21 protein-coding genes and 1 pseudogene are annotated in these 23,965 nt (G+C 58.4%); 11 read left to right on the top strand and 11 right to left on the bottom strand.

Going from position 1 to position 23,965, the window contains the following annotated elements; genetic code table 11:
* Window positions 1–2: 2 nt before the first annotated feature.
* The 8 genes from HMPREF3178_RS02215 to HMPREF3178_RS02180 form a co-directional block, all read right to left on the bottom strand.
* Entirely contained in the window at window positions 3–2,045 is a 2,043-nt protein-coding gene (locus HMPREF3178_RS02215) for a DUF2207 domain-containing protein (RefSeq protein WP_017146076.1), read from the bottom strand.
* 4 nt (window positions 2,046–2,049) lie between these two features.
* Window positions 2,050–2,592: a LemA family protein gene (locus HMPREF3178_RS02210; protein WP_029496835.1), complete on the bottom strand. Its 543-nt coding sequence runs from the start codon at window positions 2,590–2,592 to the stop codon at window positions 2,050–2,052.
* A gap of 222 nt (window positions 2,593–2,814) precedes the next feature.
* Window positions 2,815–3,297 (bottom strand): ATP-independent periplasmic protein-refolding chaperone Spy, encoded by a 483-nt coding sequence (spy, locus tag HMPREF3178_RS02205; protein ID WP_004101331.1) that lies wholly within the window; start codon window positions 3,295–3,297, stop codon window positions 2,815–2,817.
* Window positions 3,298–3,648: 351 nt separating this feature from the next.
* On the bottom strand, window positions 3,649–4,611 hold the full coding sequence (astE, locus tag HMPREF3178_RS02200; protein WP_017146079.1) for a succinylglutamate desuccinylase: 963 nt from the start codon (window positions 4,609–4,611) through the stop codon (window positions 3,649–3,651).
* Window positions 4,612–4,620: 9 nt separating this feature from the next.
* On the bottom strand, window positions 4,621–5,946 hold the full coding sequence (gene astB / locus HMPREF3178_RS02195) for an N-succinylarginine dihydrolase (RefSeq protein ID WP_017146080.1): 1,326 nt from the start codon (window positions 5,944–5,946) through the stop codon (window positions 4,621–4,623).
* A complete protein-coding gene (astD, locus tag HMPREF3178_RS02190; protein ID WP_017146081.1) occupies window positions 5,943–7,421 on the bottom strand; it encodes a succinylglutamate-semialdehyde dehydrogenase in 1,479 nt (492 codons plus the stop codon). Before astD ends, astB begins: the two co-directional genes overlap by 4 nt.
* Window positions 7,418–8,452 carry an arginine N-succinyltransferase gene (gene astA, locus HMPREF3178_RS02185; RefSeq protein ID WP_004112343.1) on the bottom strand — a complete coding sequence of 345 codons (1,035 nt, stop codon included), beginning with the start codon at window positions 8,450–8,452 and terminating at the stop codon, window positions 7,418–7,420. Before astA ends, astD begins: the two co-directional genes overlap by 4 nt.
* The gene (locus tag HMPREF3178_RS02180; protein WP_017146082.1) at window positions 8,449–9,669 is read right to left on the bottom strand and encodes a succinylornithine/acetylornithine transaminase; all 1,221 of its coding nucleotides are present in this window, start codon (window positions 9,667–9,669) and stop codon (window positions 8,449–8,451) included. The genes astA and HMPREF3178_RS02180 overlap by 4 nt, the downstream gene beginning before the upstream one ends.
* Window positions 9,670–10,113: 444 nt before the next feature.
* On the opposite strand from HMPREF3178_RS02180, the gene xthA reads away from it, so the two are divergent.
* From xthA to HMPREF3178_RS02135, 9 genes are all read left to right on the top strand, one after another.
* Window positions 10,114–10,920, top strand: a complete 807-nt coding sequence (gene xthA, locus HMPREF3178_RS02175; protein WP_004101319.1) for an exodeoxyribonuclease III — start codon at window positions 10,114–10,116, stop codon at window positions 10,918–10,920.
* 183 nt (window positions 10,921–11,103) lie between these two features.
* On the top strand, window positions 11,104–11,766 hold the full coding sequence (locus HMPREF3178_RS02170; protein WP_017146083.1) for a TVP38/TMEM64 family protein: 663 nt from the start codon (window positions 11,104–11,106) through the stop codon (window positions 11,764–11,766).
* Window positions 11,756–12,454: a TVP38/TMEM64 family protein gene (locus HMPREF3178_RS02165; protein ID WP_016808493.1), complete on the top strand. Its 699-nt coding sequence runs from the start codon at window positions 11,756–11,758 to the stop codon at window positions 12,452–12,454. The genes HMPREF3178_RS02170 and HMPREF3178_RS02165 overlap by 11 nt, the downstream gene beginning before the upstream one ends.
* Window positions 12,451–13,002 (top strand): carboxymuconolactone decarboxylase family protein, encoded by a 552-nt coding sequence (locus HMPREF3178_RS02160; protein WP_004112333.1) that lies wholly within the window; start codon window positions 12,451–12,453, stop codon window positions 13,000–13,002. Before HMPREF3178_RS02165 ends, HMPREF3178_RS02160 begins: the two co-directional genes overlap by 4 nt.
* A gap of 9 nt (window positions 13,003–13,011) precedes the next feature.
* Complete coding sequence (locus tag HMPREF3178_RS02155) at window positions 13,012–14,172, top strand: ABC transporter substrate-binding protein (RefSeq protein ID WP_017146084.1); 1,161 nt, start codon at window positions 13,012–13,014, stop codon at window positions 14,170–14,172.
* A complete protein-coding gene (locus HMPREF3178_RS02150) occupies window positions 14,145–15,680 on the top strand; it encodes an ABC transporter permease family protein (RefSeq protein ID WP_004101311.1) in 1,536 nt (511 codons plus the stop codon). The genes HMPREF3178_RS02155 and HMPREF3178_RS02150 overlap by 28 nt, the downstream gene beginning before the upstream one ends.
* A complete protein-coding gene (locus HMPREF3178_RS02145) occupies window positions 15,680–16,312 on the top strand; it encodes an ATP-binding cassette domain-containing protein (RefSeq protein ID WP_016808491.1) in 633 nt (210 codons plus the stop codon). The genes HMPREF3178_RS02150 and HMPREF3178_RS02145 overlap by 1 nt, the downstream gene beginning before the upstream one ends.
* Window positions 16,313–16,390: 78 nt before the next feature.
* Window positions 16,391–17,686, top strand: coding sequence for a rhodanese-like domain-containing protein (locus HMPREF3178_RS02140; RefSeq protein WP_004101308.1), 1,296 nt, complete (start codon window positions 16,391–16,393; stop codon window positions 17,684–17,686).
* Window positions 17,687–17,743: 57 nt separating this feature from the next.
* Complete coding sequence (locus HMPREF3178_RS02135; protein WP_017146085.1) at window positions 17,744–17,971, top strand: hypothetical protein; 228 nt, start codon at window positions 17,744–17,746, stop codon at window positions 17,969–17,971.
* A 248-nt stretch (window positions 17,972–18,219) separates the two neighbouring features.
* Here the strand turns inward: HMPREF3178_RS02135 and HMPREF3178_RS02130 are convergent, their stop codons facing one another.
* Window positions 18,220–18,837 carry a CDP-alcohol phosphatidyltransferase family protein gene (locus HMPREF3178_RS02130; RefSeq protein WP_017146086.1) on the bottom strand — a complete coding sequence of 206 codons (618 nt, stop codon included), beginning with the start codon at window positions 18,835–18,837 and terminating at the stop codon, window positions 18,220–18,222.
* Between the two features lie 86 nt (window positions 18,838–18,923).
* Between HMPREF3178_RS02130 and HMPREF3178_RS02125 the strand changes: the two genes are divergently transcribed.
* Window positions 18,924–19,334, top strand: a complete 411-nt coding sequence (locus HMPREF3178_RS02125) for a pyrimidine (deoxy)nucleoside triphosphate diphosphatase (RefSeq protein ID WP_017146087.1) — start codon at window positions 18,924–18,926, stop codon at window positions 19,332–19,334.
* A 182-nt stretch (window positions 19,335–19,516) separates the two neighbouring features.
* Complete coding sequence (gene gdhA, locus HMPREF3178_RS02120) at window positions 19,517–20,860, top strand: NADP-specific glutamate dehydrogenase (RefSeq protein WP_004101304.1); 1,344 nt, start codon at window positions 19,517–19,519, stop codon at window positions 20,858–20,860.
* A 95-nt stretch (window positions 20,861–20,955) separates the two neighbouring features.
* On the opposite strand, the pseudogene HMPREF3178_RS02115 reads toward gdhA, so the two are convergent.
* Together HMPREF3178_RS02115 and selD are read right to left on the bottom strand one after the other, a co-directional pair.
* A pseudogene (locus HMPREF3178_RS02115) lies at window positions 20,956–22,888 on the bottom strand (DNA topoisomerase III); the annotation flags it as partial.
* Window positions 22,889–22,892: 4 nt separating this feature from the next.
* Entirely contained in the window at window positions 22,893–23,936 is a 1,044-nt protein-coding gene (selD, locus tag HMPREF3178_RS02110; RefSeq protein ID WP_004101299.1) for a selenide, water dikinase SelD, read from the bottom strand.
* Between the last annotated feature and the right edge of the window lie 29 nt (window positions 23,937–23,965).

The following is a 23,965-nucleotide window of genomic DNA, read 5'->3' as shown; positions in this document are numbered from 1 at the left end:
AATTACCAGCCTCCTCCACCGCCTCCGCCTGAGCCGCCGCCGGATGAACCGCCACCGGAAGAGCCGGAACCGCTATAGCCTGAACCCGATGATGAACCGCCCCCTGAACCGCTGGTCGGCGAGGATATAGAGGAGGTTCGACAGGACTCGCTGAAATGATGCACGCTTTCCCAGCCAGCACCGGCAAACGCTTCCGACAGAGCGCCAGTACTACTCAGATAGTGGGCAAAGGTGTTCGCCCAGGTTTTCCCCACCCCAAGCGCCAACGCTACGGGCAGTAGTTCTTCAAAATGGGAGATCATCTGCGCAGGCGGGTAAATAATCTGATAGCGGTTCTTTTCAGCGGTGCCAAGATACAGCTTCAGTCCTTTGGCGACGGCCAGCTCATCCAACCCGCGCTGCGTATAACGAGGCGTTTTCCAGCCAACAAAAACGCACAGGGCGAACGCCATCAGCAGCGCGCCAATATATCCGGCGGGAAGTTGGGTTATGGGCAACATTCCCAACAGAAAATTGCTTCCGCCGAGCATCGCTAAAATACCAAAAGAGGCACAAAACAGTACCGGGGCGGGGCCCCAGTCGCGCCACATCTCCCGAGGATGACAAAGAAACCGCAAGAAAAATGCCAGCAGCGAACCGCCGATCAGCATAAAAACCGCCGCCGGTATCGTCAGCAGCGCGGCCTCCGCATTAACCCAAAGACCGCACGCTACCGGAACAAGCAGCGCAATGTAGATGCAGCGCCGCAGCGGTTGCCCCCATTTACGAAAGAGTTTAGCCCGCTGTTCTTCACAACGCGTCTCCTGACGTTTACGCGCACTCTGCACTGACCACTGATGGGCCTTACTGAGATCGATATTTTTCTGTTTGCCTTTAAATAGGGTGCTTAATAGCTGGAGATCGTCTCTGTTTAACCGTCTGTTTCCCTCAACGGGGAGGCGGGTCAGCCGTTGTTTGATGCCGGAATTTAATCGCCACGGGCTGCGGGATGGATTTTTGTCGCTCGTCAGCGTCATCCCGCGTTTCGCGACCAGCGCTAATAAATCGCTGCTAAAAGCCACATCGTCATATTTACGCCGGGTAATAAAACGCAGGTGGCCTGGCGACATGGAGGCAGGCAGCGAGAAGAGCGGCACAACAGGCGGCATTCTCAACCCGGCCTGGGTGACGTTCTTCCGCCACCAGAGCAGATAATAAACGAGCATGAACAGCAGCGGCAGCCATATCACCCAGGTTTTCAGGTTGGGGAAAAGTAAATGCACCAGCGGCGAAGCGGCCTCCGGCGCCGGAGCGCGGGCAAGTATCTCCCGCGGCCAGGTATAAACAACCGTCAGCCCCTCCCCCTTTGCCAGCGGACGCAGAGTGCGCACGCTACCGTCGGGCAGAATCGTTGCGTTGTGCTCTTTCGTGCCTGCGATCCCTGTATAAACATCAATTGAGCGCAGCCTGGCATCTTTGGCGTCAGCGTTGAGATTTGCGGCGCTATCCGGTAGCGTCAGGCTAAAGCTGGCCTTGCTAATTGGCCAGGCCCAGCCATTGCCCGTCACGTTCCAGTACAGTTCATCCCACTGGGGAAATCGGCTGAAATGGTTGCTGATTTGATAGCGAATCCGATAGTGATAGATCCCTGGTTTTAATATCTTTTCGCCGCTGCCGATACGTATCGTCAGGCTTTTTGCTGCCTCATCAAGGCTAAATGGCTCAGAGATGCCATCGCGCGACACCGATTCGATCGTATAGTCAACACGGAAGATTTTGCCATCCTGGCGGTTCCACGTGAGGGGAAGCGTGCGCAAAATCCCTCGCCGAATCTCCTTCCCCAGGGCAAGTACCTTGATATTCTCCTCAATCGCCATGCTACCGTTCGGGCTAAAGCGCGCCCGGGAATCAAAAGAGAGGATATGTTCATACGCCGGGATAGCACCAGCGGGGAGTTGAGAAGCATCTTTAATAATAATCGGGTTGTTTGCGGAGAATGCTGCGCTGGCAGGCAGCAGCAACAACAATACGAACGCGCGCACTACCCGCAGAATTATACAGAGCATTTAATCACTCCATCCGTGGAGATTGAGCTTCTTCCGGTGAGTCCAGTTCAAAGAAAGCTTCTGCTTTAAATTTAAATAGTCGCGCCAGCAGCAGGCTGGGGAAAGACTCGACCAGAATATTCAAATCGCGCACCGTACCGTTGAAGTAGCGGCGAGCCATCTGCAGCTGCTCTTCTATTTCATTAAGCGATTGCTGTAATGAGAGGAAGTTGTCGCTGGCTTTGAGTTCCGGCCAGGCTTCGCCGAGCGCGAAAATACGTCCCAGCGTAGCGGAATAGTGGCGTTCGCTGTCGGCTATCTGTTTGGTGCTGCCGACCAGTACGCTACGCTGGCGGCCCAGCTCTTCCAGCAATTCCTTTTCGTGCTGTGCGTAGCGTTTCACCAGACTCAGTAGATTGGGCGCCAGATCGTGGCGGCGCTTAAGCTGCACAGCGACGCCGCTCCAGGCCTCGTCTTTGAAACGACGCAGTGAGATAAAGCGGTTATAGGTCATGATAACCCAGACGAGGACGACAACGAGGACGGCGAGGCCGATATACATTTCCATATGCAAAATCCGAAGCGATAGCGGGCAGCAGAGTCAGGGTGACTGCGCCCATGATAACGGTTGAGGCCTCATCCTCGCATATTCGCCCCTGTCGGGTAAATCAGGTTTCACCGGCGTTTTGCCGTTGCCCCGCCGCAGATGCAGATAAAAAAACCGCCGGCCCTGCCCAAAGCCTGTTGGCATTCTTGGGCAAGACCGGCGGTCTTAAGTCAGCGCGCTGAATTATTCAGCTGGTGCAGGCATTTTACCTTCCGGCGCTTTACGATCTGTCAGATGCTTCTCAAAATTAGCATTGAACTGTTTTTTCTGTTCCGGGGTCAGAATGTTGTAAATCTTGTTCTGAGTTTCCAGTCGAGCCAGCGCCATTTCTTTATGCTGGGCTTCCATTTTATCAATCTGCGCTTCCGCTTTTGCCTTATCGAAGGTATCGCTGGCAACCAGTTCATGCATCGCGCGGCGCTCATCCAGGGACGGACGCTTCATATTGTCGCGCTGGCTCTTCATGATGTCGCGAATTTGCGTTTTCTGCGCGTCGGTCAGGTTCAGACCTTTAAACATCATTTCATGTGGGCCCGCCGGGCCGCGCTTATGATGCATCATCGGCGCGGTCTCGCCTGAGGTTGCCGTAGTATCAGCCGCGTGAGCCAGGTTAGCCGCGCCAAGAGCCAGAGTAGAGGCAACAAACAGAGCTGTAATCTTTTTCATCGTTCAATCCTTACTTTGCGTTATTCTTACGGCGCGTTGCCGTGTTGACGAGATTAACTTTACGACGTTTATCGTCAATTAGTCAGAGCAAGCGTAAAACATTGAAAGTATAAAAAACAGTTTCTGACCAATTATGGAGAAAATAAGGATTATGGGGAGATAATTGCAAGAAAAAATAATTAACAGGCTGTTTTGTCGAGAAATTATGAAGACTATAAACCAGCGCAGATTAAAAACAAAGCATTTATCCAGGAATAATCCGCAATCAGCCGATAGCGCACAAAAAATTAAGATCTAAAGGAAAAAACAGCCGGCAAAATAAATGCCATCGCCACCGGGGCGACAGCATATTCAGAAGCGTTCGAGCATCAGCCCGGCTCGCTGGCCAAAAGCTACGTCGGGGTTGGGAAACAGCACATATTCTGGCTCCTTAGCCGCGACATAGCGGGTTTCGCCATCTTCAGCCAGCAGCGTCCCGGCAGAAAAGGGGGTGAAGTTTAGCGTCTGCGCCGACATATGCAGCTGAAATTTGTCGCTGCTGCGGGTAATTTGCTGCACCACTCTGTAGCGCAGCGGCGAATCACCGGCAGCCAACGCCCTCTCGCCGGCCAGCAGACGCGCCAGCGCGCGCTGCGTCGCGGCAAACTGGCTGAGATCGTTGTCGCCAAAAGGAAGCGCTTTTCCCAGTTCCAGCGTGCAGGAGTGCGCGCCGAAACGTTCGCTACTAAAATGGGTAAAGGTGCCGCCCGGCTGCTGATGAAAGACCAGCGCTTCCAGGCCAGCCGCCCCCAACCAGCCCAGGAATGCTTCATCCCACGGCTTATCGCGCGCTGGCAGGACGCCAAAGCGCGTATGCAGCGATCCGCGAATAGCGGTATGTAAATCCAGGTGCCAGCGCTCACCGCTACCCGGCGCATAAAAGCGCGCCAGCGCATGCTCCAGTTGCCGGGCGCGAGCGGTTTCATCGCTGACGCTGAAAGCCCGCCAGCGCTCACCAAACATTCGATTAATATCGCTGTGCAGATAGCGTTTATTGGCCCTCAGCGCCGAAGGATTGCCGAAGACCACCAGCAACCGCCAGCGTAACGGCAACTCCCCGCAGAACAACTGACGCAGCAGTAAATCCGTGATTTCGACCGGCGCGGTTTCGTTACCGTGGATCCCGGCGGACAATACCAGCGAGCGCTCGCAGGGCTCATGGGGAATGAGCTGCAGTATACCGCAGTCAATCCAGTGCCAGCGGAAGTGCGCCGTTTGGCCATGAAAATGGTGGGGCAAACGCCCAGCCAGCGTTAATGCCAGAAAGTCGTCCACGACATCTCCTTATTGCTGAAACGGATATACGGAGCCGAGGCGCAGGATTTGCGTCAGGCGGTCGAGCGCTTCGCGACCTTCGCGCAGCAGCTGCGGATCCGCAAGGTCGGCCTGGGTCAGGCGATCGCGATAGTAGCGGTCTACCCAATCATTCAAAGTGGCGAACAGCGCGTCGTCGATCATGACCGCCGGATTCACCGCTCGTCGCTCGTTCTCAGTCAGCACCACCCGAAGACGCAGGCAGGCCGGGCCGCCGCCGTTGGCCATGCTCTCGCGCAGGTCGTAAACCTGAAGCTCATCAATCGGGTTATCGCCCTCCACCAGCCGGTTCAGATAACGCCAGACGCCCGGATGCTCCTGCGTTTCCAGCGGCAGAATCAGCCGCATTCCGCCCTCGCGTTTGCTCAGCAGCTGGCTGTTGAACAGATAGGTCGCCACCGCCTCTTCTACCGATACCTGACCCGTCGGCACCACAAGCGGCGTAAAACCAGCAACCCGCTCCGTCAGCTGCTGCAGGAGCTGCGGCTGATCGACAAACGCCTGCTCGTGGCAAAACAGCACCTGCTGATTGCTTACCGCAATCACATCGTTATGAAATACGCCCTTATCAATCACCGCCGGGTTTTGACGGGCGAAAATCACTTGCCGGGGGTTGACCTGGTTGAGGCGGGCAACGGCCTGGCTGGCCTCCAGCGTCTGCCGCGCCGGGTAGCGCTGCGGGCTCTCTTCCCCACCCTGCTGACGACCGTAAATAAACAGCTGCACGCCAGGGGCGCCGTAGTCGCCGCCGAGACGGTTATGGTTTGCCGCCCCTTCATCACCGAACAGCGAGGCCTGGGGCAGCGCGCCGTGTACGGCAAACCGCTGCTCATCGGGGAAAATCGCCTTCAGCAAAGCCTCGGTGGTAGGCGCTTCGCTGGCGCGGTGGAATTTATCATTGAGGTTGGCGACGGTCAGATGCACCCGGCCGTCCAGCGAATCCGCCGATGGCGAGACCGTAGCGGCGTTGGCCACCCACATTGATGAGGCTGAACTGGCCGCCGAGAGGAGCTCGGGCGCCTGACGCGACGCTTTTTCCAGCACCTGCTCATCGCTACCGCTAAAGCCAATCTGGCGCAACAGGGGGATGTTTGGCCGCTCCTGCGGCGGGATGATCCCCTGCGGATAGCCCGCATCCGCCAGGGCTTTCATTTTTTTCAGCCCCTGCTTTGCCGCCAGCTGCGGATTTGACACCCGATAGCGGTGTTTGGTCGAAGCCTCGTTGCCGAAAGATAATCCCGCATAGTGATGGGTCAGGCCCGGCAGCCCGTCAAAGTTCACTTCCCAGGCGTTCATTGTGAGCTCTCCTGGCCAAAATCCAGACCCGGGCTGAGCGCGACCGGGAGCGACAGCTCCGGCGATTCCAGGCTGGCCATCGGCCAGGCGCAATAATCCGCGGCGTACCAGGCCCCCGGCCGATGGTTACCGGAAGCGCCGGTCCCGCCAAACGGCGCGGTGCTGGCGGCGCCGGTGAGCGGTTTATTCCAGTTCACGATACCGGCGCGCGCCTCCAGCAGCAGCTGGTCGAACTTCTCGCGTTCGGCGGAGATCAGCCCGCAGGAAAGCCCGAAGCGGGTCGCGTTAGCAAGCGCAATCGCCTCATCGAAATGGTCGTAACGCCAGACGCAGAGCAGTGGGCCAAAAACCTCTTCATCGGCCACCTGCGCGACCTCGCTCATGACGATAATACCCGGCGTCAGCAGCGACGTTTCGGCCTGTAGCAGACGCGGCTCCAGCAGCGTTTGGCCGCCGTTGGAGACGTGTGTCAGCCAGGCCTGATGCACTTTCTGCGCCGCCTGCGCTGAAATCAGTCCCCCGAGGAAAGGCTGCGGCTCTGCATCCCAGGCGTCAGGAATAAGTTTTTGTGACACTGTCACCAGACGGCGAAGAAACGCATCGCCAGCCTCACCGCGCTTCACCAACAGCCGACGCGCGCAGGTACAGCGCTGGCCTGCGGTAATAAATGCCGACTGAATGGTGAGATGAACGGCGGCATCGATATCCTGCGGTTCATCGACGATCAGCGGATTGTTGCCGCCCATCTCAAGAGCGAGTATTTTTTCCGGCTGGCCGGCAAGCTGGCGATGGAGCTGAAAGCCGGTGGCAGAGCTGCCGGTAAACAGCAGACCGTCGATATCTGACTGACCGCTCAGCGCTTCGCCGGTCTCGCGACCGCCCTGAAGCAGGTTAAGCACCCCGGGCGGCAGGCCGGCTTCTGCCCAAAGCCTTACCACCGCTTCGCCGCTCTGTGGGGTCAGCTCGCTGGGTTTGAACACCACGGTATTGCCCGCCAGCAGCGCCGGAACAATATGTCCGTTTGGTAAATGTCCGGGAAAATTGTAGGGACCAAACACCGCCAGTACGCCGTGCGGCCGGTGACGCAGAGTGGCTGCGCCGTCGGCCAGTGCGGTTTGCGCTTCCCCCGTACGACTATGGTAAGCGTTTACTGAAATCGCGATTTTGTTGATCATCGCGGTGATTTCCGTCGCCGCTTCCCAGCGCGGTTTGCCGGTCTCCTGAGCAATAATGGCGGTTAATTCAGCTTTGTTCGCGTCAAGTAAAGCAGCAAACTTTTCTGCTATCGCTTTGCGGGCGGCAAACGGCTGGCGCGCCCACGCGGGGAATGCCCGCCGCGCCGCGCTGACCGCCAGCGCAACCTGCTCAGCATCGGCATCCTGTCCCTGCCACAGTAGCGCCTGGCTTACCGGGTTATGTTTTTGTCGGGCCGGGCCGCGACCGCTTTGCCAGTCGCCATTGATCCATAAACTCATGATTTTTTCTCCTCAGGGCACAGGCGAACCAGGCGAATTTGTTCACCGGAATGGCATTTCAGGGCATCCAGCTCACGCGCGCTTAGCACCAGGCGGTCGCTATCCGGGTCCGCGTGAACGAGCATGGCGCGAAAGTGATGGTACTGTTCATTGGCGATCAGGCATGGCGGCCACTCTCCCGCCTCGGGTTCGCCTTCAACGACGGTAACCAGCCGACTTTTGCGGATGGCCCGCACCCGGTCAATTTCGCATTCCAGCGTCGGACCGCCGTCGAAAATATCGACGTAGTTGAGATAGCGGAATCCCTCTTTTTCCAGCACCGCGCGGGCCGGGGCGGTTTGCGGATGAACCTCGCCGATAACCGCCCGCGCTTCATCGCTTAAGAAGTCGATATACAGCGGGTGCTTCGGCATCAGCGCGGCGATAAACGCTTTTTGCCCGGTGCCGCACAGATAGTCGGCGCGGGAAAACTCCATCGCGAAGAAGCGTTTCCCGAGGCTCTCCCAGAATGGCGAGTAGCCGTGCTCATCAATTACGCCGCGCATTTCCGCCACGACCTTATCGTTGAAGCGTTCACGAAAGGCGGCCATAAACAGAAAACGCGACTTCGACAGCAGATAGCCGTTGCCCTCTTTTCGCCATTTTGGATCAAGGAACAGGGTACACAGTTCGCTGCTGCCGGTATGGTCGTTACTGAGAAACAGCGTCGGCAGGGCGTTATAGACGTTTAGCTCTTTCGATGCGTGGACCTGCGTACCAACGCGATAGTTGTACCAGGGGTCGTTAAGCCCTACGGCCACCTCAATGGCGCAAATTCCCGCCACCGCGCCGCTGGTGCAATCCTCCAGAACGAATACATACCCCTGTTCGCTTTTCGGCAGCTCGCCGCGCCAGGTCATCTGTGAACGTTCAATGCGCGCGGCCAGCGTGGCCTCATCGGCCGGCAGCGATGTCAGGCCGCCGCCGGTTTCGCCTGCCAGCGTCATTAACCCCGGCAGGTCACCTTTTTCGACTGGACGGATCACCATCATGATGAGACCCCCGAGAGAAAGCGTTTGCAGGCCAGCTCGAAGCGATCCAGGCCGCTATTGACTTCGTCTTCGCTGATAATCAGTGCCGGTGCGAAGCGCAACACGTTGGCGCCGGCAATCAGCATCATTAGCCCTTCCTCCGCCGCCAGGTTGCTGATGTTTTTCGCCTTGCCGGCATATTCATCTTTCAGCACGCAGCCAATAAGCAGCCCCAGACCGCGAACCTCTTTAAACAGGCCGTACCGGGCGTTGATGGCGTTGAGCCGTTCGCTAAACCACTGATGGCGCTGCTTGACGCCGTTGAGAACCTCACGCGTGTTGACGATGGCAAAGACTTCCCCCGCCACCGCGCAGGCCAGCGGGTTGCCGCCGTAGGTGGTGCCATGAGTACCCACGGTCATTACGCTGGCGCAGCGTTCCGTTGCCAGCAGCGCGCCGATCGGGAAACCGCCGCCCAGCGCTTTCGCGGTGGAAAGCACGTCCGGCGTCACGCCATAGTGCATATAGGCGTACAGCTCCCCGGTACGGCCGACGCCGGTCTGGACTTCATCGAAAATCAGCAGCGCATTGTGCGCATCGCACAGCTCACGCAGGCCGCGCAGGAATTCCACATCCGCTGGTACGACGCCGCCTTCCCCCTGCATCGGTTCAACGATCACTGCGCAGGTATTGTCGTCGATCAGCGCCTTTGCCGAGTCGAGGTCGTTAAAGATAGCGTGCTGAATCTGCGGCGGCAGCGGCGCAAAATCCTGTGAATAGGCCGGCTGACCGCCCGCAGAAACGGTAAACAGCGTGCGGCCATGGAAGGCATTCTTGAATGCCACGATGCCGCTTTTCTCACTGCCGAAACGATCGTGGGCATATTTGCGCGCCAGTTTTAGCGCCGCTTCGTTGGCTTCAGCCCCCGAGTTACAGAAAAAGACCCGGTCGGCAAAAGTGGCGTCAATGAGCTGCTTAGCCAGACGTAGTACCGGCTCATTGGTATAGCCGTTGCCGGTATGCCAGAATTTCTCCGCCTGTTCGGTCAGCGCCTTAATCAGCTGCGGGTGCGCATGGCCGAGGGCATTAACCGCAATGCCGCCGGCAAAATCGATATACTCCTTCCCCCGCTGATCCCACAGGCGTGACCCTTCGCCGCGTACCGGAATAAAAGCCGCTGGCGCGTATACAGGCATCATCCATTCATCAAAGTTGCTACGCGTAATTGACTGAGACATATCGACCTCTTCCGGTAAACAAAAAGTTTAAATAATGTTAATGAATATGGTTATTACGCTGTAAATGTAGATTGCACGGTTCGTGCCAGCCAGAGGTAAAAATGCATAAATCGAGGTCGTCAACGAAATATCAATAAGTTACAAAAGACCGCTATTCACATAAAATGCATAAAAAGTGAATAAAAATACTAAAAGAGGCTTTAGCAGTGGAATAAAAAGAAAGATTATGCAGGGGTAAGATATAATTCTGTAATTGTGATCCTTGACGAAATTTATCGGCAATAATCGCCCTTTTTTGGCGCAGCGCGTTCCAGAATGGTGCACACTTTGTGCAAACAGGCTACCAACCGCTGCAATCGGCAGAATAAAGCGCCTTTGCGCAGCCAGCCCGGCGAATTTCTGCTACCATCCCTGCACTATTCACCTTGCACAGTGGCAGCGACTATGAAATTTGTCTCTTTTAATATCAACGGCCTGCGTGCCCGCCCGCATCAGCTGGCCGCCATCATCGACAAACACCAGCCCGACGTCATCGGCCTCCAGGAAACCAAGGTTCACGATGATATGTTTCCCCTCGAAGAGGTCGCGAAGCTAGGCTATAACGTCTTTTATCACGGGCAGAAAGGCCATTACGGCGTCGCGCTGCTGACCAAAGAGACGCCGATCTCGGTGCGCCGCGGCTTCCCCAACGATGGTGAAGAGGCCCAGCGCCGCATTATCATGGCGGAAATCCCGTCTCCGTTTGGCAACGTGACGGTAATCAACGGCTATTTCCCGCAGGGCGAAAGCCGGGATCATGAAACCAAATTCCCGGCGAAAGCGGCCTTTTATCAGAATCTGCAGAACTACCTTGATACCGAACTGAATAAAGAGAATCCGGTGCTGATTATGGGCGATATGAACATCAGCCCTACCGATCTTGATATCGGCATCGGCGAAGAGAATCGCAAGCGCTGGCTGCGTACCGGCAAATGTTCATTCCTGCCGGAAGAGCGCGAATGGATGGAGCGCCTTCTGGGCTGGGGCCTGGTGGATACGTACCGCCATGCGAACCCGCAGGACAACGAACATTTCTCATGGTTCGACTATCGCTCTAAGGGCTTTGACGATAACCGCGGGCTGCGTATCGACCTGCTGCTGGCCAGCCACCCGCTGGCGCAGCGCTGTATCGAGACCGGCATCGACTACGAAATTCGCGGCATGGAAAAACCCTCCGACCATGCCCCGGTATGGGCCACCTTTAAAGTCTGATGATGCCCTCTGTCAGGCTCTCCCGCCCGGAGAGCCTGAGCCATATCAAAAAAGCCGCCGTAATAGATTGTGAACGTCGGCAAACTATTATACTGTCGCGCGCACTTTTGACCGCCCGCGTAAGACAGGAGAACCCAATGCAAAAGAAGCCGTCATAAAGCAGAGTATAAGCTGCTTTCTGTTGTGGTCATCCTGAGCATTTTCGCCTGTATTATCCAGCAGTCGGGTTTTGCCGAGCTGGTCACTCATTTCCACCATCTGCGCGAAATGATCCGCCAAAGCGGTGGCTTCGGGTATGCGCTCTATATCTTGCTGTTTATTATCGCTACCCTGTTTTTGATTCCGGGCAGTGCGCTGGTCATTGCCGGCGGTGTACTTTTTGGCCCGCTGACGGGAACCTTGCTATCGCTGCTGGCGGCGTCGGTCGCCTCCTCCCTGTCGTTCCTGCTCGCCCGTTGGCTGGGCCGCGAGCTGCTGCTTAAATACTTCGGAGAGACGGCGATATTCCAGGCAATTGAAAGAGGCATTGAACGTAGCGGCTGCGACTTTTTAATTCTGACCCGGTTAGTCCCGCTGTTTCCCTATAATATTCAGAATTACGCCTATGGCCTCACGGCTATTTCATTCTGGTCGTTTACCTTTATTTCCGCCATAACCACCTTGCCCGGCATATTTATTTATACGCTGATGGCCAGCGAACTTATCCGCGACGGTATCACTTCCCTTTTTGTGCTAAAGCTAACGCTTGCCGGGCTGGTGTTATTTGTCCTGATTCAGGCAGCCAAAAGATATGCCCGCTATCGGCGGATCGACACGCAACGGTGGCGAATCAACGATGAAAAATAGCCAGGCGATCTACCGGATAATCATTGGCGCTACGCTGCTGGCGGGGCTGCTGGCATGGTGGCTGATCCCCGGCGTCAATGGGTTTATGCAGCGCAGCCTCGCCGCCTTTGCCACGCTCGATCAGCTGGCTATTGAGCGTTTTATCGACTCCTGGGGGCCGCAGGCGGCTCTGGTCTCCTTTGCGCTGATGATTCTGCAGGCGATTATCGCCCCGCTTCCCGCTTTTCTCATCACCTTCGCTAACGCTTCCCTGTTCGGCGCCTTCTGGGGCGGCGCGCTATCGTGGGTGAGCGCCATGGCCGGGGCGGCGCTGTGTTTTTTCATCGCCAGAGTATTTGGCCGCGAAGCGGTGGAAAAACTGACCGGCAAAAGCGTATTGCAGAGTATGGATGGCTTTTTTACCCGCTACGGTAAACACACCATCCTGGTTTGCCGCCTGCTGCCCTTTGTACCTTTTGATCCGGTAAGTTACGCAGCCGGACTGACCTCAATACGCTTTCGCCATTTTATGCTGGCTACCGGTCTGGGCCAGTTGCCCGCCACGATAGTCTACTCGTGGACCGGCAGCCTGCTGACGGGCGGTACATTCTGGCTGGTAACCGGTTTATCGATCCTGTTTGCGCTGGCGATCCTGGTGGTCGTCGCGAAAGCACTCTATCTTGAACAACAAAAGAGGCGTTCACGATGAGCTTACCCCCCTTGAAGTCAATTCCCCTGATTCTGCGCCCGCAGGCCTGGCTGCATCGCCGCCACTACGGCGAGGTGCTGAGCCCTATTCGCTGGTGGGGTCGCATTCCGCTGGTCTTTTATCTGGTGTCGATGTTCGTCGGTTATCTGGAACGCAAACGCTCGCCCCTCGAGCCGGTGCTGCGTTCGCTGGTCAGCGCCCGCATCGCGCAGCTGTGTTTGTGCGAGTTTTGTATTGATATCACCAGCATGAAGCTGGCGGAGCGCAGCGGCGGCAGCGATAAACTCCTGGCTGTAGCCGGATGGCGAGATAGCGCGCTATTCAGCGAACGCGAGCGGCTGGCGCTGGAGTATGCCGAAGCGGCCAGCATGACGCCTCCGGCCGTCGACGACGCGCTGCGCGATAAGCTGGCGGGACAGTTTGATGCTCAAGCGCTGACCGAACTCACGGCGCTGATCGGGTTACAAAACCTGTCAGCGCGCTTTAATTCGGCGATGGCGATCCCCGCCCAGGGGTTATGCCAGCTTCCCACCGATTCGAAACCATAAGGAGTGGTTATGCGTAGTTTGTTGGTCTTCGCTTTGCTGTTGCTTTCTCCGCTGTCCGCCAGCGCCAACTGGCAATCCACGCAACAAGAGGCTCGCGGCCAGACGGTGTGGTTTAACGCCTGGGGCGGCGATCCGGCGGTTAACCGCTATCTCGACTGGGTCAGCGAAGAGGTGAAGCGCGACTATGCCATCGACCTGCGCATCGTGCATATCGCCGATGCCGCCGACGCGGTAAAGCGCATTCAAAGCGAAGCCCGCGCCGGGCGCAGTTCAGGCGGTTCTATCGACCTGCTGTGGGTTAACGGCGAGAATTTCCGCACCCTGAAAAGCGCAAATCTGCTGCAAACCCAGTGGGCGGAAACCCTGCCCAACTGGCGCTTTGTCGATACGCAAAAGCCGGTGCGCGAAGATTTCTCCATTCCTACCGACGGGGCGGAGTCGCCGTGGGGCGGCGCGCAGCTCACTTTTATCGCCCGCCGTTCGCAAACGCCCGACGCGCCCAACGATCCGCAGGCGCTGCTGGCTTTCGCCGCCGCGCACCCCGGTAGCGTTACCTATCCGCGGCCGCCGGATTTTACCGGTACCGCCTTTCTCGAACAGCTGCTGCTGACGCTGACCCCAGATCCTGACGCCCTGCGTCAGCCGCCGCAAGAGGCCAACTTCGCCGCCGCGACCGCGCCGCTGTGGCAATACCTTGACCAGCTTCACCCTCTGCTATGGCGCGAGGGCCGCGACTTCCCGGCTTCGCCCGCCCGTATGGATACCATGCTGACGAACGGTGTCCTCAGGCTGTCAATCACCTTCAACCCGCTGCACGCGCAGCAAAAAGCGGCCAGCGGCGAGCTGCCGAAAGACAGCTACGGCTTCGGTTTTAGCCAGGGGATGCTCGGCAACGTCCACTTTGTGGCGATCCCGGTTAACGCCCGCGCGACGGCAGGGGCGAAAGTTGTCGCCAATTTCCTGCTCTCACCGCAGGCGCAGCTGCGCAAGGCCGACCCGGCGGTGTGGGGCGACCCCAGCGTGCTGGATCCGGCGAAGTTAACGGCAGATGAGCGCCAGTCCTTCAACGCCGTTGTGCCGCAGGATTTGCCGCCAATGCTGGGAGAACCGCACTCGGCCTGGGTAGAAGCGCTGGAGCAGGAATGGCTGCGCCGCTACGGCACGCACTAAGGCTGCTGGCCTGGGCCGCCGTCGCGCTGATCTATCTCCCGCTGCTGCCGGCCGTTTCTATGATGACGCTTCCGGCGCTGCGCCTGACGCTTTGGCAGTCGCTGGTTGCCGATCCGCAGTTCTGGCAGGCGCTGGCGGCGACTCTCGTCTCAACCCTGCTCTCGGTTGGCGGCGCGCTGATCATCACGCTCTCGGTTGTTGCCGCACTCTGGCCATCAAGCGGTTGGCGCCGGCTGGCAGCCAGGCTGCCGCTGCTGCTGGCGGTACCCCATGTCGCCTTCGCTACCGCCGCCCTGCTGCTATTTGCTGAAGGCGGCTGGCTCTCTCGCCTGCTGCCCTTTTTCATTCCGCCAGTTGACCGCTACGGCATTGGCCTGGGTCTGACGATGGCGGTCAAAGAGAGCGCATTTCTGTTGTGGGTGGTTTACGGCCTGTTAGGTGAGAAACGGCTGGCGGGACAGGCTACAGTATTAAAAAGCCTCGGCTATGGCCGCTGGCAGTGCCTGAAGTGGCTAGTGTTACCTGCACTGCTGCCAGCGCTGGCGATCGCGCTACTGGCGACCGCCGCCTGGAGCCTTTCGGCGGTTGATGTCGCGCTGGTAATTGGGCCGGGCAACCCGCCGACGCTGGCGGTGCTGGCCTGGCAATGGTTGAGCCAGGGCGATGAACAACAGCAGGCCAAAGGGGCCCTTGCCAGCCTGGTATTACTGCTGACGCTCGTCATGATGGCGCTGCTGGCATGGGGAGCCTGGCGCGTCTGGCGGCGGCGGATCCCACCGGTTCAGGGGATCCGCCGCCCGCAGCCGCGGGCGCTCGTCGGGAAAAGCTTCGCGATTCTCCTGCCGCTGTGTGGCGCGCTCTGCGCGCTGCTGCTGGCGGCGACGGCGCAGAGTCGAGCTCCGCTCGGCGATAGCATCGGCAACAGTCTGTGGCTCGGTTTCTGCTCTGCGCTTCTCGGCGCGGTCGTTTGCCTGCTGTGGCTGGAGCTTGGCCCTTCCCGCTTCGGCGGCTGGATCTGGCTGCCGCTAATTTTACCGGCGCTGCCGCTGGTGGACGGGCAATACCAGCTGGCGCTGTATACGTGGCAGGACGGCGAGTGGCTTACCGTTTTATGGGGCCATCTGCTATGGGTGGTACCATGGATGCTGTTTATTCTGCATCCCGCGCGTCGCGCGGCCGATCCGCGCGCGGAGTTGGTTGCCCGAACCCTCGGCTGGCATCAGGGGCGTATCTTCTGGCTGGTCACCTTACCTGCCCTGACGCGTCCGCTGCTGACGGCGCTGGCGGTGGGCTTTTCGGTAAGCATTGCGCAATATCTACCGACGTTATGGCTGGGAGGCGGGCGGATCCCAACGCTGACCAGCGAAGCCGTGGCGCTGAGCAGCGGCGGCGATATCGCCACCCTCGCCGCGCAGGCGCTGTGGCAGTTGCTGCTACCGGCGATGTTCTTTGCTCTCACCGCTCTGCTGGCCTGGCCGATTGGCCGCTATCGACAAGGATTACGCTAATGTTGATCGTCAAAAACCTGACTCTCAGACTCAACGGGCAGCCGCTGCTGCGCGACGTCGATTTTTCGGTCGCAGCGGGCGAGATATTGACGTTGATGGGCCCCTCCGGCAGCGGCAAATCGACGCTGTTCGCCTGGATGGTGGGCGCGCTGGCGGAAGATTTCCGCGCCGCAGGGGAGCTGTGGCTGGATAACCAGCGCTGCGACAGTTTACCCACCGAGCGGCGGCGTATCGGCATCCTGTTCCAGGACGCGCTGCTGTTTGACCACTTCAGCGTCGGACAAAATCTGCGGCTGGCGCTGCCCGCTGACGTCCAGCGTTCCCAGCGAAAACCGCAGGTAGAACAGGCGCTGGAGCGCGCCGGTCTGGAGGGTTTCTACAGCCGCGATCCGGCCACCCTTTCCGGCGGCCAGCGGGCGCGGGTCAGCCTGATGCGCGCCCTGCTGGCCCGACCACGGGCGCTGCTGCTTGATGAGCCCTTTAATCGCCTCGACATTGAGCTGCGCGCCGATTTTCGCCGCTGGGTATTCGACGAACTGGCGCGGCTGGCCATTCCGGCGCTGCTGGTGACGCACGATCGCCAGGACTCTCCCGTCGGCGGGCGCTGTTTGCATATGAGCCAGTGGCAATGAAAGCCTGCGCTATCGCAAGGATTTTTCCGCTGAGAACGCCGAGAATTGCCGCTCAATTTTCTACTGTCGGGCATTTCGATGAAACGTGTTTCTCAATTGACCGCACTCGCCCTCCTGATGGGGCTTGCTGCTTCCACCTCCGCCGCTGAATCCATGCCAACGCTAACGCTCTCCACGCTGCAACAGCAGAACGGCGTCGCTATTGATACGCGTCTCAGCGCTTTCTATAACGGCTGGCCGCAAAGCGCTAACGGGCCTCAGGGTCATGAACCGCAGGCGCTTAACCTGTCAGCCAGCTGGCTTGGCGCGATGAACGACGAACAGCTGAGCGCCTGGGCTAAGCTGCACAATCTGCAGACCTCTACGCCAATTGCGCTATACGGCAATGCCGACGACAACGCGAAAGTCGCGGCGCGCCTTCAGGCTGCTGGTTTCACTCATCTCAGCTCCCTCGGCGATGCCCTGAGCCAGGCAGGTCGCCTGCAAAAGCTGCCGCATTTTGAACAGCTGGTATATCCACAGTGGCTGCACGACCTCCAGCGCGGCGAGCCGGTTACCGCCGCGCCTGCCGGTGAATGGAAAGTTTTTGAAGCCGCCTGGGGCGCGCCGAAGTTTTATCTGCTGAGCCATATTCCGGGCGCCGGTTATATCGACACTAACGAGGTGGAGAGCGAACCGCTATGGAATAAAGTGTCCGACGCGCAGCTTAAAGCGATGCTGGCAAAACACGGCATTCGCCATGACACCACGGTAATTTTGTACGGTCGCGACGTGTATGCCGCCGCCCGCGTGGCGCAGATTATGCTCTACGCCGGCGTGAAGGATGTGCGACTGCTCGACGGCGGCTGGAAGACCTGGTCCGATGCCGGTCTGCCGGTTGAGCGCGGAACGCCGCCAGAACAGAAACCTGAACCTGATTTTGGCGCCCCCATCCCGGGCCAGCCGCAGCTGATGCTCAATACCGAGCAGGCTCGCGCCCTGCTGCATCGTCAGGATGCTTCGCTGGTCAGCATCCGTTCCTGGCCGGAGTTTATCGGTACCACCAGCGGCTACAGCTATATCAAGCCGAAGGGCGAAATTGCCGGGGCTCGCTGGGGTCATGCCGGAAGCGATTCCACCCATATGGAGGATTTCCATAATCCGGACGGCACCATGCGTAGCGCTGATGATATCGCCGCGATGTGGAAATCATGGAATATTCTGCCGAGCCAGCAGGTCTCTTTTTACTGCGGCACCGGATGGCGCGCCTCAGAAACGTTTATGTACGCCAGGGCGATGGGCTGGAACAACGTCTCGGTCTACGACGGCGGCTGGTACGAGTGGAGCAGCGATCCGAAAAATCCGATTGCGACTGGCGATCGCAAGCCGGAGTGATATCGCGGCTTTGATGCCGGGCGATGGATTTGCCCGGCACGTTAATGATAAAGGACGATGAAATTGACCATTAATACCGAATATATCGAAAATCTTATTCTGACATTTATGGTGGGTTTGCCCATTGTGGCTACTGTCGCCGTTGCATGGCAAACCTGGCATAAACACAAATCCGATCCCGATACTTTCGGCAAACACTGGCGCGTATGGCGCAATGCGATCCTGACACTAATTCTCAGCGCTGGGGTGGGTTTTGGCCTGGTTCTGGCCAGCCTTACAAACTAATTCACTCCTGATTCGCCGTACCACCAAGGCTGTTATTTTTTGGGTGGCGCTGATTTTTTCTTAGACTCAGGCACCTGTGCCAAGGTCGTCAGAACCCGTAGTCCGGGCAAGGCGCGTTAAGCGCCGCCCCCGGGAGCCGCGCGCAGAGTGACAGAGATTCCCGGAGGCGATGCTGCGCATCTGTCCGGGCTACCGGCCCGCAGACGGCACTGAACCCGTCAGCCGCCGCCCAGCACAAAACCTGCTCATCACTCTTTTACCTGTTTCAGGGTCAGGTATCCGCTCCACACCCGCGTAAAGGTCGTCAGCCAGCACAGCGCGCCAAAAATCCACGCCAGCCAGGCAAACCATGCCGGGAACAGACAGCTCAGCACAAACAGCGCGATGGTTTCCGTCCCTTCCGTCAATCCGCCAAGATAGTAAAACGATTTGTGGGCGTAGCCCGGATTGGCGATCTGATGCTTTGTCGCCAGCGCGGCAAAGGCGAGAAAGCTGCTGCCGGTACCGATAAACGCGAACAGCAGCCAGCCGCCCGCCAGCGCGTTGCTCGCCGGGTCGGCCAGAATAAAGCCAAACGGCACCAGGGCGTAAAACAGAAAATCGAGGGAAATATCAAGAAAACCGCCCGCATCGGTCAATCCGCGTCGCCGGGCCAGTGCGCCGTCGAGGCCGTCCAGCAGGCGGTTAAGCACTATCGCCGCCAGCGCCGCCTGATACCAGCCCAGGGCTAAAAACGGCAGCGCCAGTACGCCAATTGCAAAGCCAAGCAGGGTCAGACCGTCTGGAGAGACGGCTGGACGATCCAGTAGAGCGGCGGTGGCGTTGAGGGCAGGTTTCAAACGCGGATGCAGATAACGATCAAGCACGAAGTTTCTCCAGCGGATTCAGGGTTGTTTGCAGAGTACCAGGGCGGTGATAATAGGCGATTCTTTCGTACAGAACGATGATTCACATGCTAAAAACTCTTGATGTTGTTGCCGCCATTATCGAACGCAACGGGCAAATTTTGCTGGCGCAGCGCCCTCCCCACGCGGATCAGCCGGGGATGTGGGAATTTGCCGGCGGTAAAGTCGAACCCGGCGAAACCCAGGTCGAGGCGCTGGCCCGCGAGCTCCGGGAAGAGCTGGAGATCGACGCCAGCCCGGGATGCTATATCGCCAGCCATCGGCGCGAAGTTTCCGCTCGCCTGATTCATCTTCACGCCTGGTGGGTCCCTCATTTTAGCGGCGAACCCACCGCCCGCTATCACAGCCAGCTGCGCTGGTGTTCACCGCAGGAGGCCTTTAGCTTCAACCTTGCGCCAGCGGACATCCCCCTGCTGGAAGCCTTTATCGCCCAGCGTGCCGCTCTCCTCTCCCGCTAATTCTGTCAGGCGGCGGTCATCGTTTTTGATTATGACCCATGCCTGATTATAAATTTTGCTTTCCGAACAATTTTTCCTTGCTTACCTAACGATTCCCGGTGGTATAGTCGGAAAATCGGCTTTTTCAAGGGCCGAATCATAATAAATAGACGCAACCACAACCATAAGGGGAAATTATATCTATGGATCAGACGTGCACTCTGGAAGGTTTTCTCGCCCGCGTTCAACAGCGCGATCCAAATCAAACTGAATTTGCTCAGGCCGTCCGCGAGGTGATGACCACCCTGTGGCCCTTCCTTGAGGAAAATCCGCGCTATCGCCAGATGAATTTGCTGGAACGTCTGGTTGAACCGGAGCGTGCTATCCAGTTCCGCGTCGTTTGGGTTGATGACCGTAACCAGGTTCAGGTTAACCGCGCATGGCGCGTGCAGTTCAACTCCGCCATCGGCCCGTACAAGGGCGGTATGCGTTTTCACCCCTCCGTAAACCTGTCGATTCTGAAATTCCTTGGCTTTGAACAAACCTTCAAAAACGCCCTGACCACCCTGCCTATGGGCGGCGGTAAAGGCGGCAGCGATTTCGATCCTAAAGGCAAGAGCGACGGCGAAGTCATGCGTTTCTGCCAGGCGCTGATGACCGAACTGTATCGTCATCTGGGGCCGGATACCGACGTGCCTGCCGGTGATATCGGCGTAGGCGGTCGTGAAGTCGGCTTTATGGCCGGGATGATGCGTAAGCTCTCTAACAACAGCGCCTGCGTATTTACCGGCAAAGGTCTCTCCTTCGGCGGCAGCCTGATTCGTCCGGAAGCCACCGGCTATGGCCTGATTTACTTCACCGAAGCAATGCTTAAGCGCCACGGTTTGGGCTTTGAAGGCGCTCGCGTGGCGGTTTCCGGCTCTGGCAACGTGGCGCAGTACGCCATCGAGAAAGCGATGGAGCTTGGCGCGCGGGTGATTACAGCGTCCGACTCTAACGGCACCGTCGTCGACGAGGCAGGCTTCACCAAAGAAAAACTGGCGCGCCTGATCGACATTAAAGAGCGTTGCCATGGCCGCGTAGCGGATTACGCGCGCGAGTTTGGCCTGACCTATCTGGAAGGCAAACAGCCGTGGTCCGTACCGGTGGATATCGCGCTGCCGTGCGCGACGCAGAACGAGCTGGACGTCGATGCCGCCCGTCAGTTGATCGCTAACGGCGTGAAGGCCGTAGCGGAAGGCGCCAATATGCCAACCACCATCGCCGCCACCGATCTGTTCCTTGAAGCGGGCGTACTGTTCGCGCCGGGTAAAGCCGCGAACGCCGGCGGCGTCGCCACCTCCGGCCTGGAAATGGCGCAGAACGCCGCGCGCATGGGCTGGAAAGCGGAAAAAGTGGATGCGCGTCTGCACCACATCATGCTGGATATTCACCACGCCTGCGTGCAGTACGGCGGCGAAGCGAAGCAGACCAACTACGTGCGCGGCGCCAATATCGCCGGTTTCGTGAAGGTTGCTGACGCTATGCTGGCTCAGGGTGTGATTTAAGCCCACTCGCTGAATGAACCCCTGCATGCGGATTCGGTGCATAATTGAAAAACCCCGGCTTCCCGGGGTTTTTTACTGCGGGTTTTCCGCCGCAGGGCCGGCGGCGCTTTTTTTATCTTTCGCTTTGGCTCTGCCTTTCCCCTTGCTAAAGCTTTTCTTCCCCTCCCCCGGCGCCGCAATTCCGCGGAAGCGGCGTACCGGCGTGCTACGGGCCTGGTCAATAAGCTGGAACAGCGTCCCGACCAGCGGCTGCATGAAATCCTGATAACGGCACTGTTTCTCGCTGATTTGCGTCAGAATCGACTCCCAGTGGGCAGTCATGTCCGGACGCGTCGCCATCTCCGGCAACGAATGGAAAAGCGCCTTGCCGGCATCGGTAGAGTGGATATAGCGCCCTTTCTTGGTCAGAAAACCGCGTTTGAACAATAGCTCGATAATTCCGGCGCGGGTCGCCTCCGTACCGAGACCGTCCGTGGCGCGCAAAATTTTCTTCAGGTCTTTATCCTGCACAAAGCGGGCAATACCGGTCATCGCCGACAGCAGCGTGGCGTCGGTAAAGTGACGCGGCGGCTGGGTCTGGCGCTCCACCACTTCCCCTTTTTCGCACAGGAGCTCATCATCTTTAGCGACCACCGGCAGCGGCATGCCGTCGTTTTCTTCATCGCGCTCTTTATTGCCTAACAGGGTTCGCCAGCCCGCTTCTGCCAGAAAACGCGCCTTGGCCACAAACTTACCGTTGGCGATATCAAGATCGATCTGACACTTTCTGAACACCGCATCCGGGCAGAACTGCATCAGATACTGGCGGGCAATCAGGGTGTAAACCTTTTCTTCGTTGTCGCTGAGCTTCACCTGCGAACTGCGCGCGGTGGGGATAATGGCGTGGTGGGCATCGACCTTTTTATCGTCCCAGCAGCGGTTGCGGATCTCCGGGTCCACCACCGGCTGCGGCAGCAGGTCAGGCGCATGTACGCTGATGGCGTTCAGCACCGCATGTCTTCCGGCAAAATGCTCTTCCGGCAGATAGCGGCTGTCCGAACGCGGATAGGTAATCAGCTTATGGGTTTCATACAGCTTCTGGCAAATATCCAGCACGTTCTGCGCGCTAAATCCGAAGCGCTTCGCGGCTTCAATCTGCAGCGCCGAGAGGGAAAACGGCAGCGGCGCTGGCTCGGAGTCCCGCTTGTCGTTATAAGCGGTCACCGTCGCCGGCTGGCCCTCAATGCGCTTGACCACATGTTCGGCAAGCGAACGATGCAGCAGCCGTCCCTCTTCATCCTGGTAGGGTTCACAGGCCTCGCTGGGGATCCAGGTGGCGACAAAACGCTCCTCCTTCGGGGTGACGATATGCGCCTTCACATCGAAGAAGTCTTTGGCGACGAAGTTTTCAATCTCTTCATCGCGGCGTACAACCAGGCCAAGCACCGGCGTTTGCACGCGTCCGACCGATAGCACCCCTTGATAACCCGCGTTACGCCCAAGGATGGTGTAGGCGCGGGTCATATTGATCCCATATAACCAGTCGGCGCGGGCGCGAGCCAGCGCCGAGACGCACAGCGGAACGAACTCGCTATTGGCGCGCAGGCGGTTAATCGCCCGCTCCACCGCCTGCGGGTTGAGATCGTTAATCAGGCAGCGCTGCACCTGCTGGCGCTTTTCCGGCGCCAGCTGCAGGTAGTCGAGCACCTCGTCCACCAGCAGTTGACCTTCTCTGTCCGGGTCACCCGCGTGGATCACTTCCTGCGCATCGCCAAGCAAACGCTTAATCACGTTAAGCTGTTTGGTCACCGAGGGCTTGGGCTGGAGCTGCCACTTTTCCGGAACGATAGGCAGGTCGAGCAGATTCCAGCGCGCATAGCGCTCATCATAGACGTCCGGCTGAGCCTGCTCCAGCAGGTGGCCGATACACCAGGTGACCACCTGTCCGTTGCCGCATTCAATATAACCATCGCCTTTGCGATGCGGTTTTGGCAGCACATCGGCAATGGCGCGGCCGAGACTCGGCTTTTCTGCAATAAACAGCCGCATGAAATCAACGAATCTCGATCATAGGGCGTCCGCCGCGGGCGGTCACCAGCTCGCCGATAGCGGTCAGCGTGATGCCATATTCAGCGGCTGCTGCCAGCACCTCGTCCTCGGCTTCCGGCGTTACCGCCAGCAGCAGGCCGCCGGAGGTTTGCGGATCGCACAGCAGATCGCGCCACTCAGGCGGCATTTCGCCCATCAGATGCCCGTAGCTGGCAAAGTTTCGCCCGGTTCCGCCCGGCACCGCACCGGCCGCAATATACTCTTCCACGCCCGGTAGTTTCGGGATACTGGCATAGGTGAGTTGCGCCTGTACGCCCGCGCCGCGGCACACTTCGCTCAGATGCCCCAGCAGTCCGAAGCCGGTGACGTCGGTCATCGCCTTCACGCCGTCAATGTTGGCGAACGCCGAGCCGACGAGGTTCATCTGGCACATGGTTTCCGTCGCCAGCCCCTGATGTTCCGGCTTCAGCAGCGACTTTTTCTCGGCAGTGGTCAGCACGCCGATACCCAGCGGTTTCGTGAGGTAGAGTTTGCATCCGGCCTGAGCGGTACTGTTTTTCTTCACCCGCTCGGTCGGAACCACGCCGGTCACCGCAAGACCGAAGATGGGTTCAGGCGCATCAATCGAGTGGCCCCCGGCCAGCGCGATCCCCGCCTGCTGGCAGGCAAAACGCCCGCCATCAACTACCTGACGGGCAATTTCCGGCGCCAGCGTATTGATGGGCCAGCCGAGGATAGCGATGGCCATTATCGGCTTGCCGCCCATAGCGAAAATATCGCTGATGGCGTTTGTCGCGGCAATGCGCCCAAAGTCGAACGGATTATCGACGATCGGCATAAAAAAGTCGGTAGTACTGACAATCGAGGTACCGTTGCCGAGATCGTAGACCGCGGCATCATCGCTGGTTTCATTCCCCACCAGCAGATTCGGGTCAATAAATTTGGCCTGGTCGCTCTGCAGGATGGTTTCCAGCACTTTAGGGGAAATTTTACATCCGCAACCGGCTCCGTGGCTGTATTGCGTTAAACGAATGGCTTGCTCGCTCATGGACATCTCCTGTCATTGCAATCCCGATA

This window comes from Klebsiella sp. HMSC09D12, from assembly GCF_001808475.1.
GTDB lineage: Bacteria > Pseudomonadota > Gammaproteobacteria > Enterobacterales > Enterobacteriaceae > Klebsiella > Klebsiella oxytoca.
Note: the sequence above shows the minus strand (reverse complement) of the source record. Positions and strands in the feature narration are given on the sequence as shown.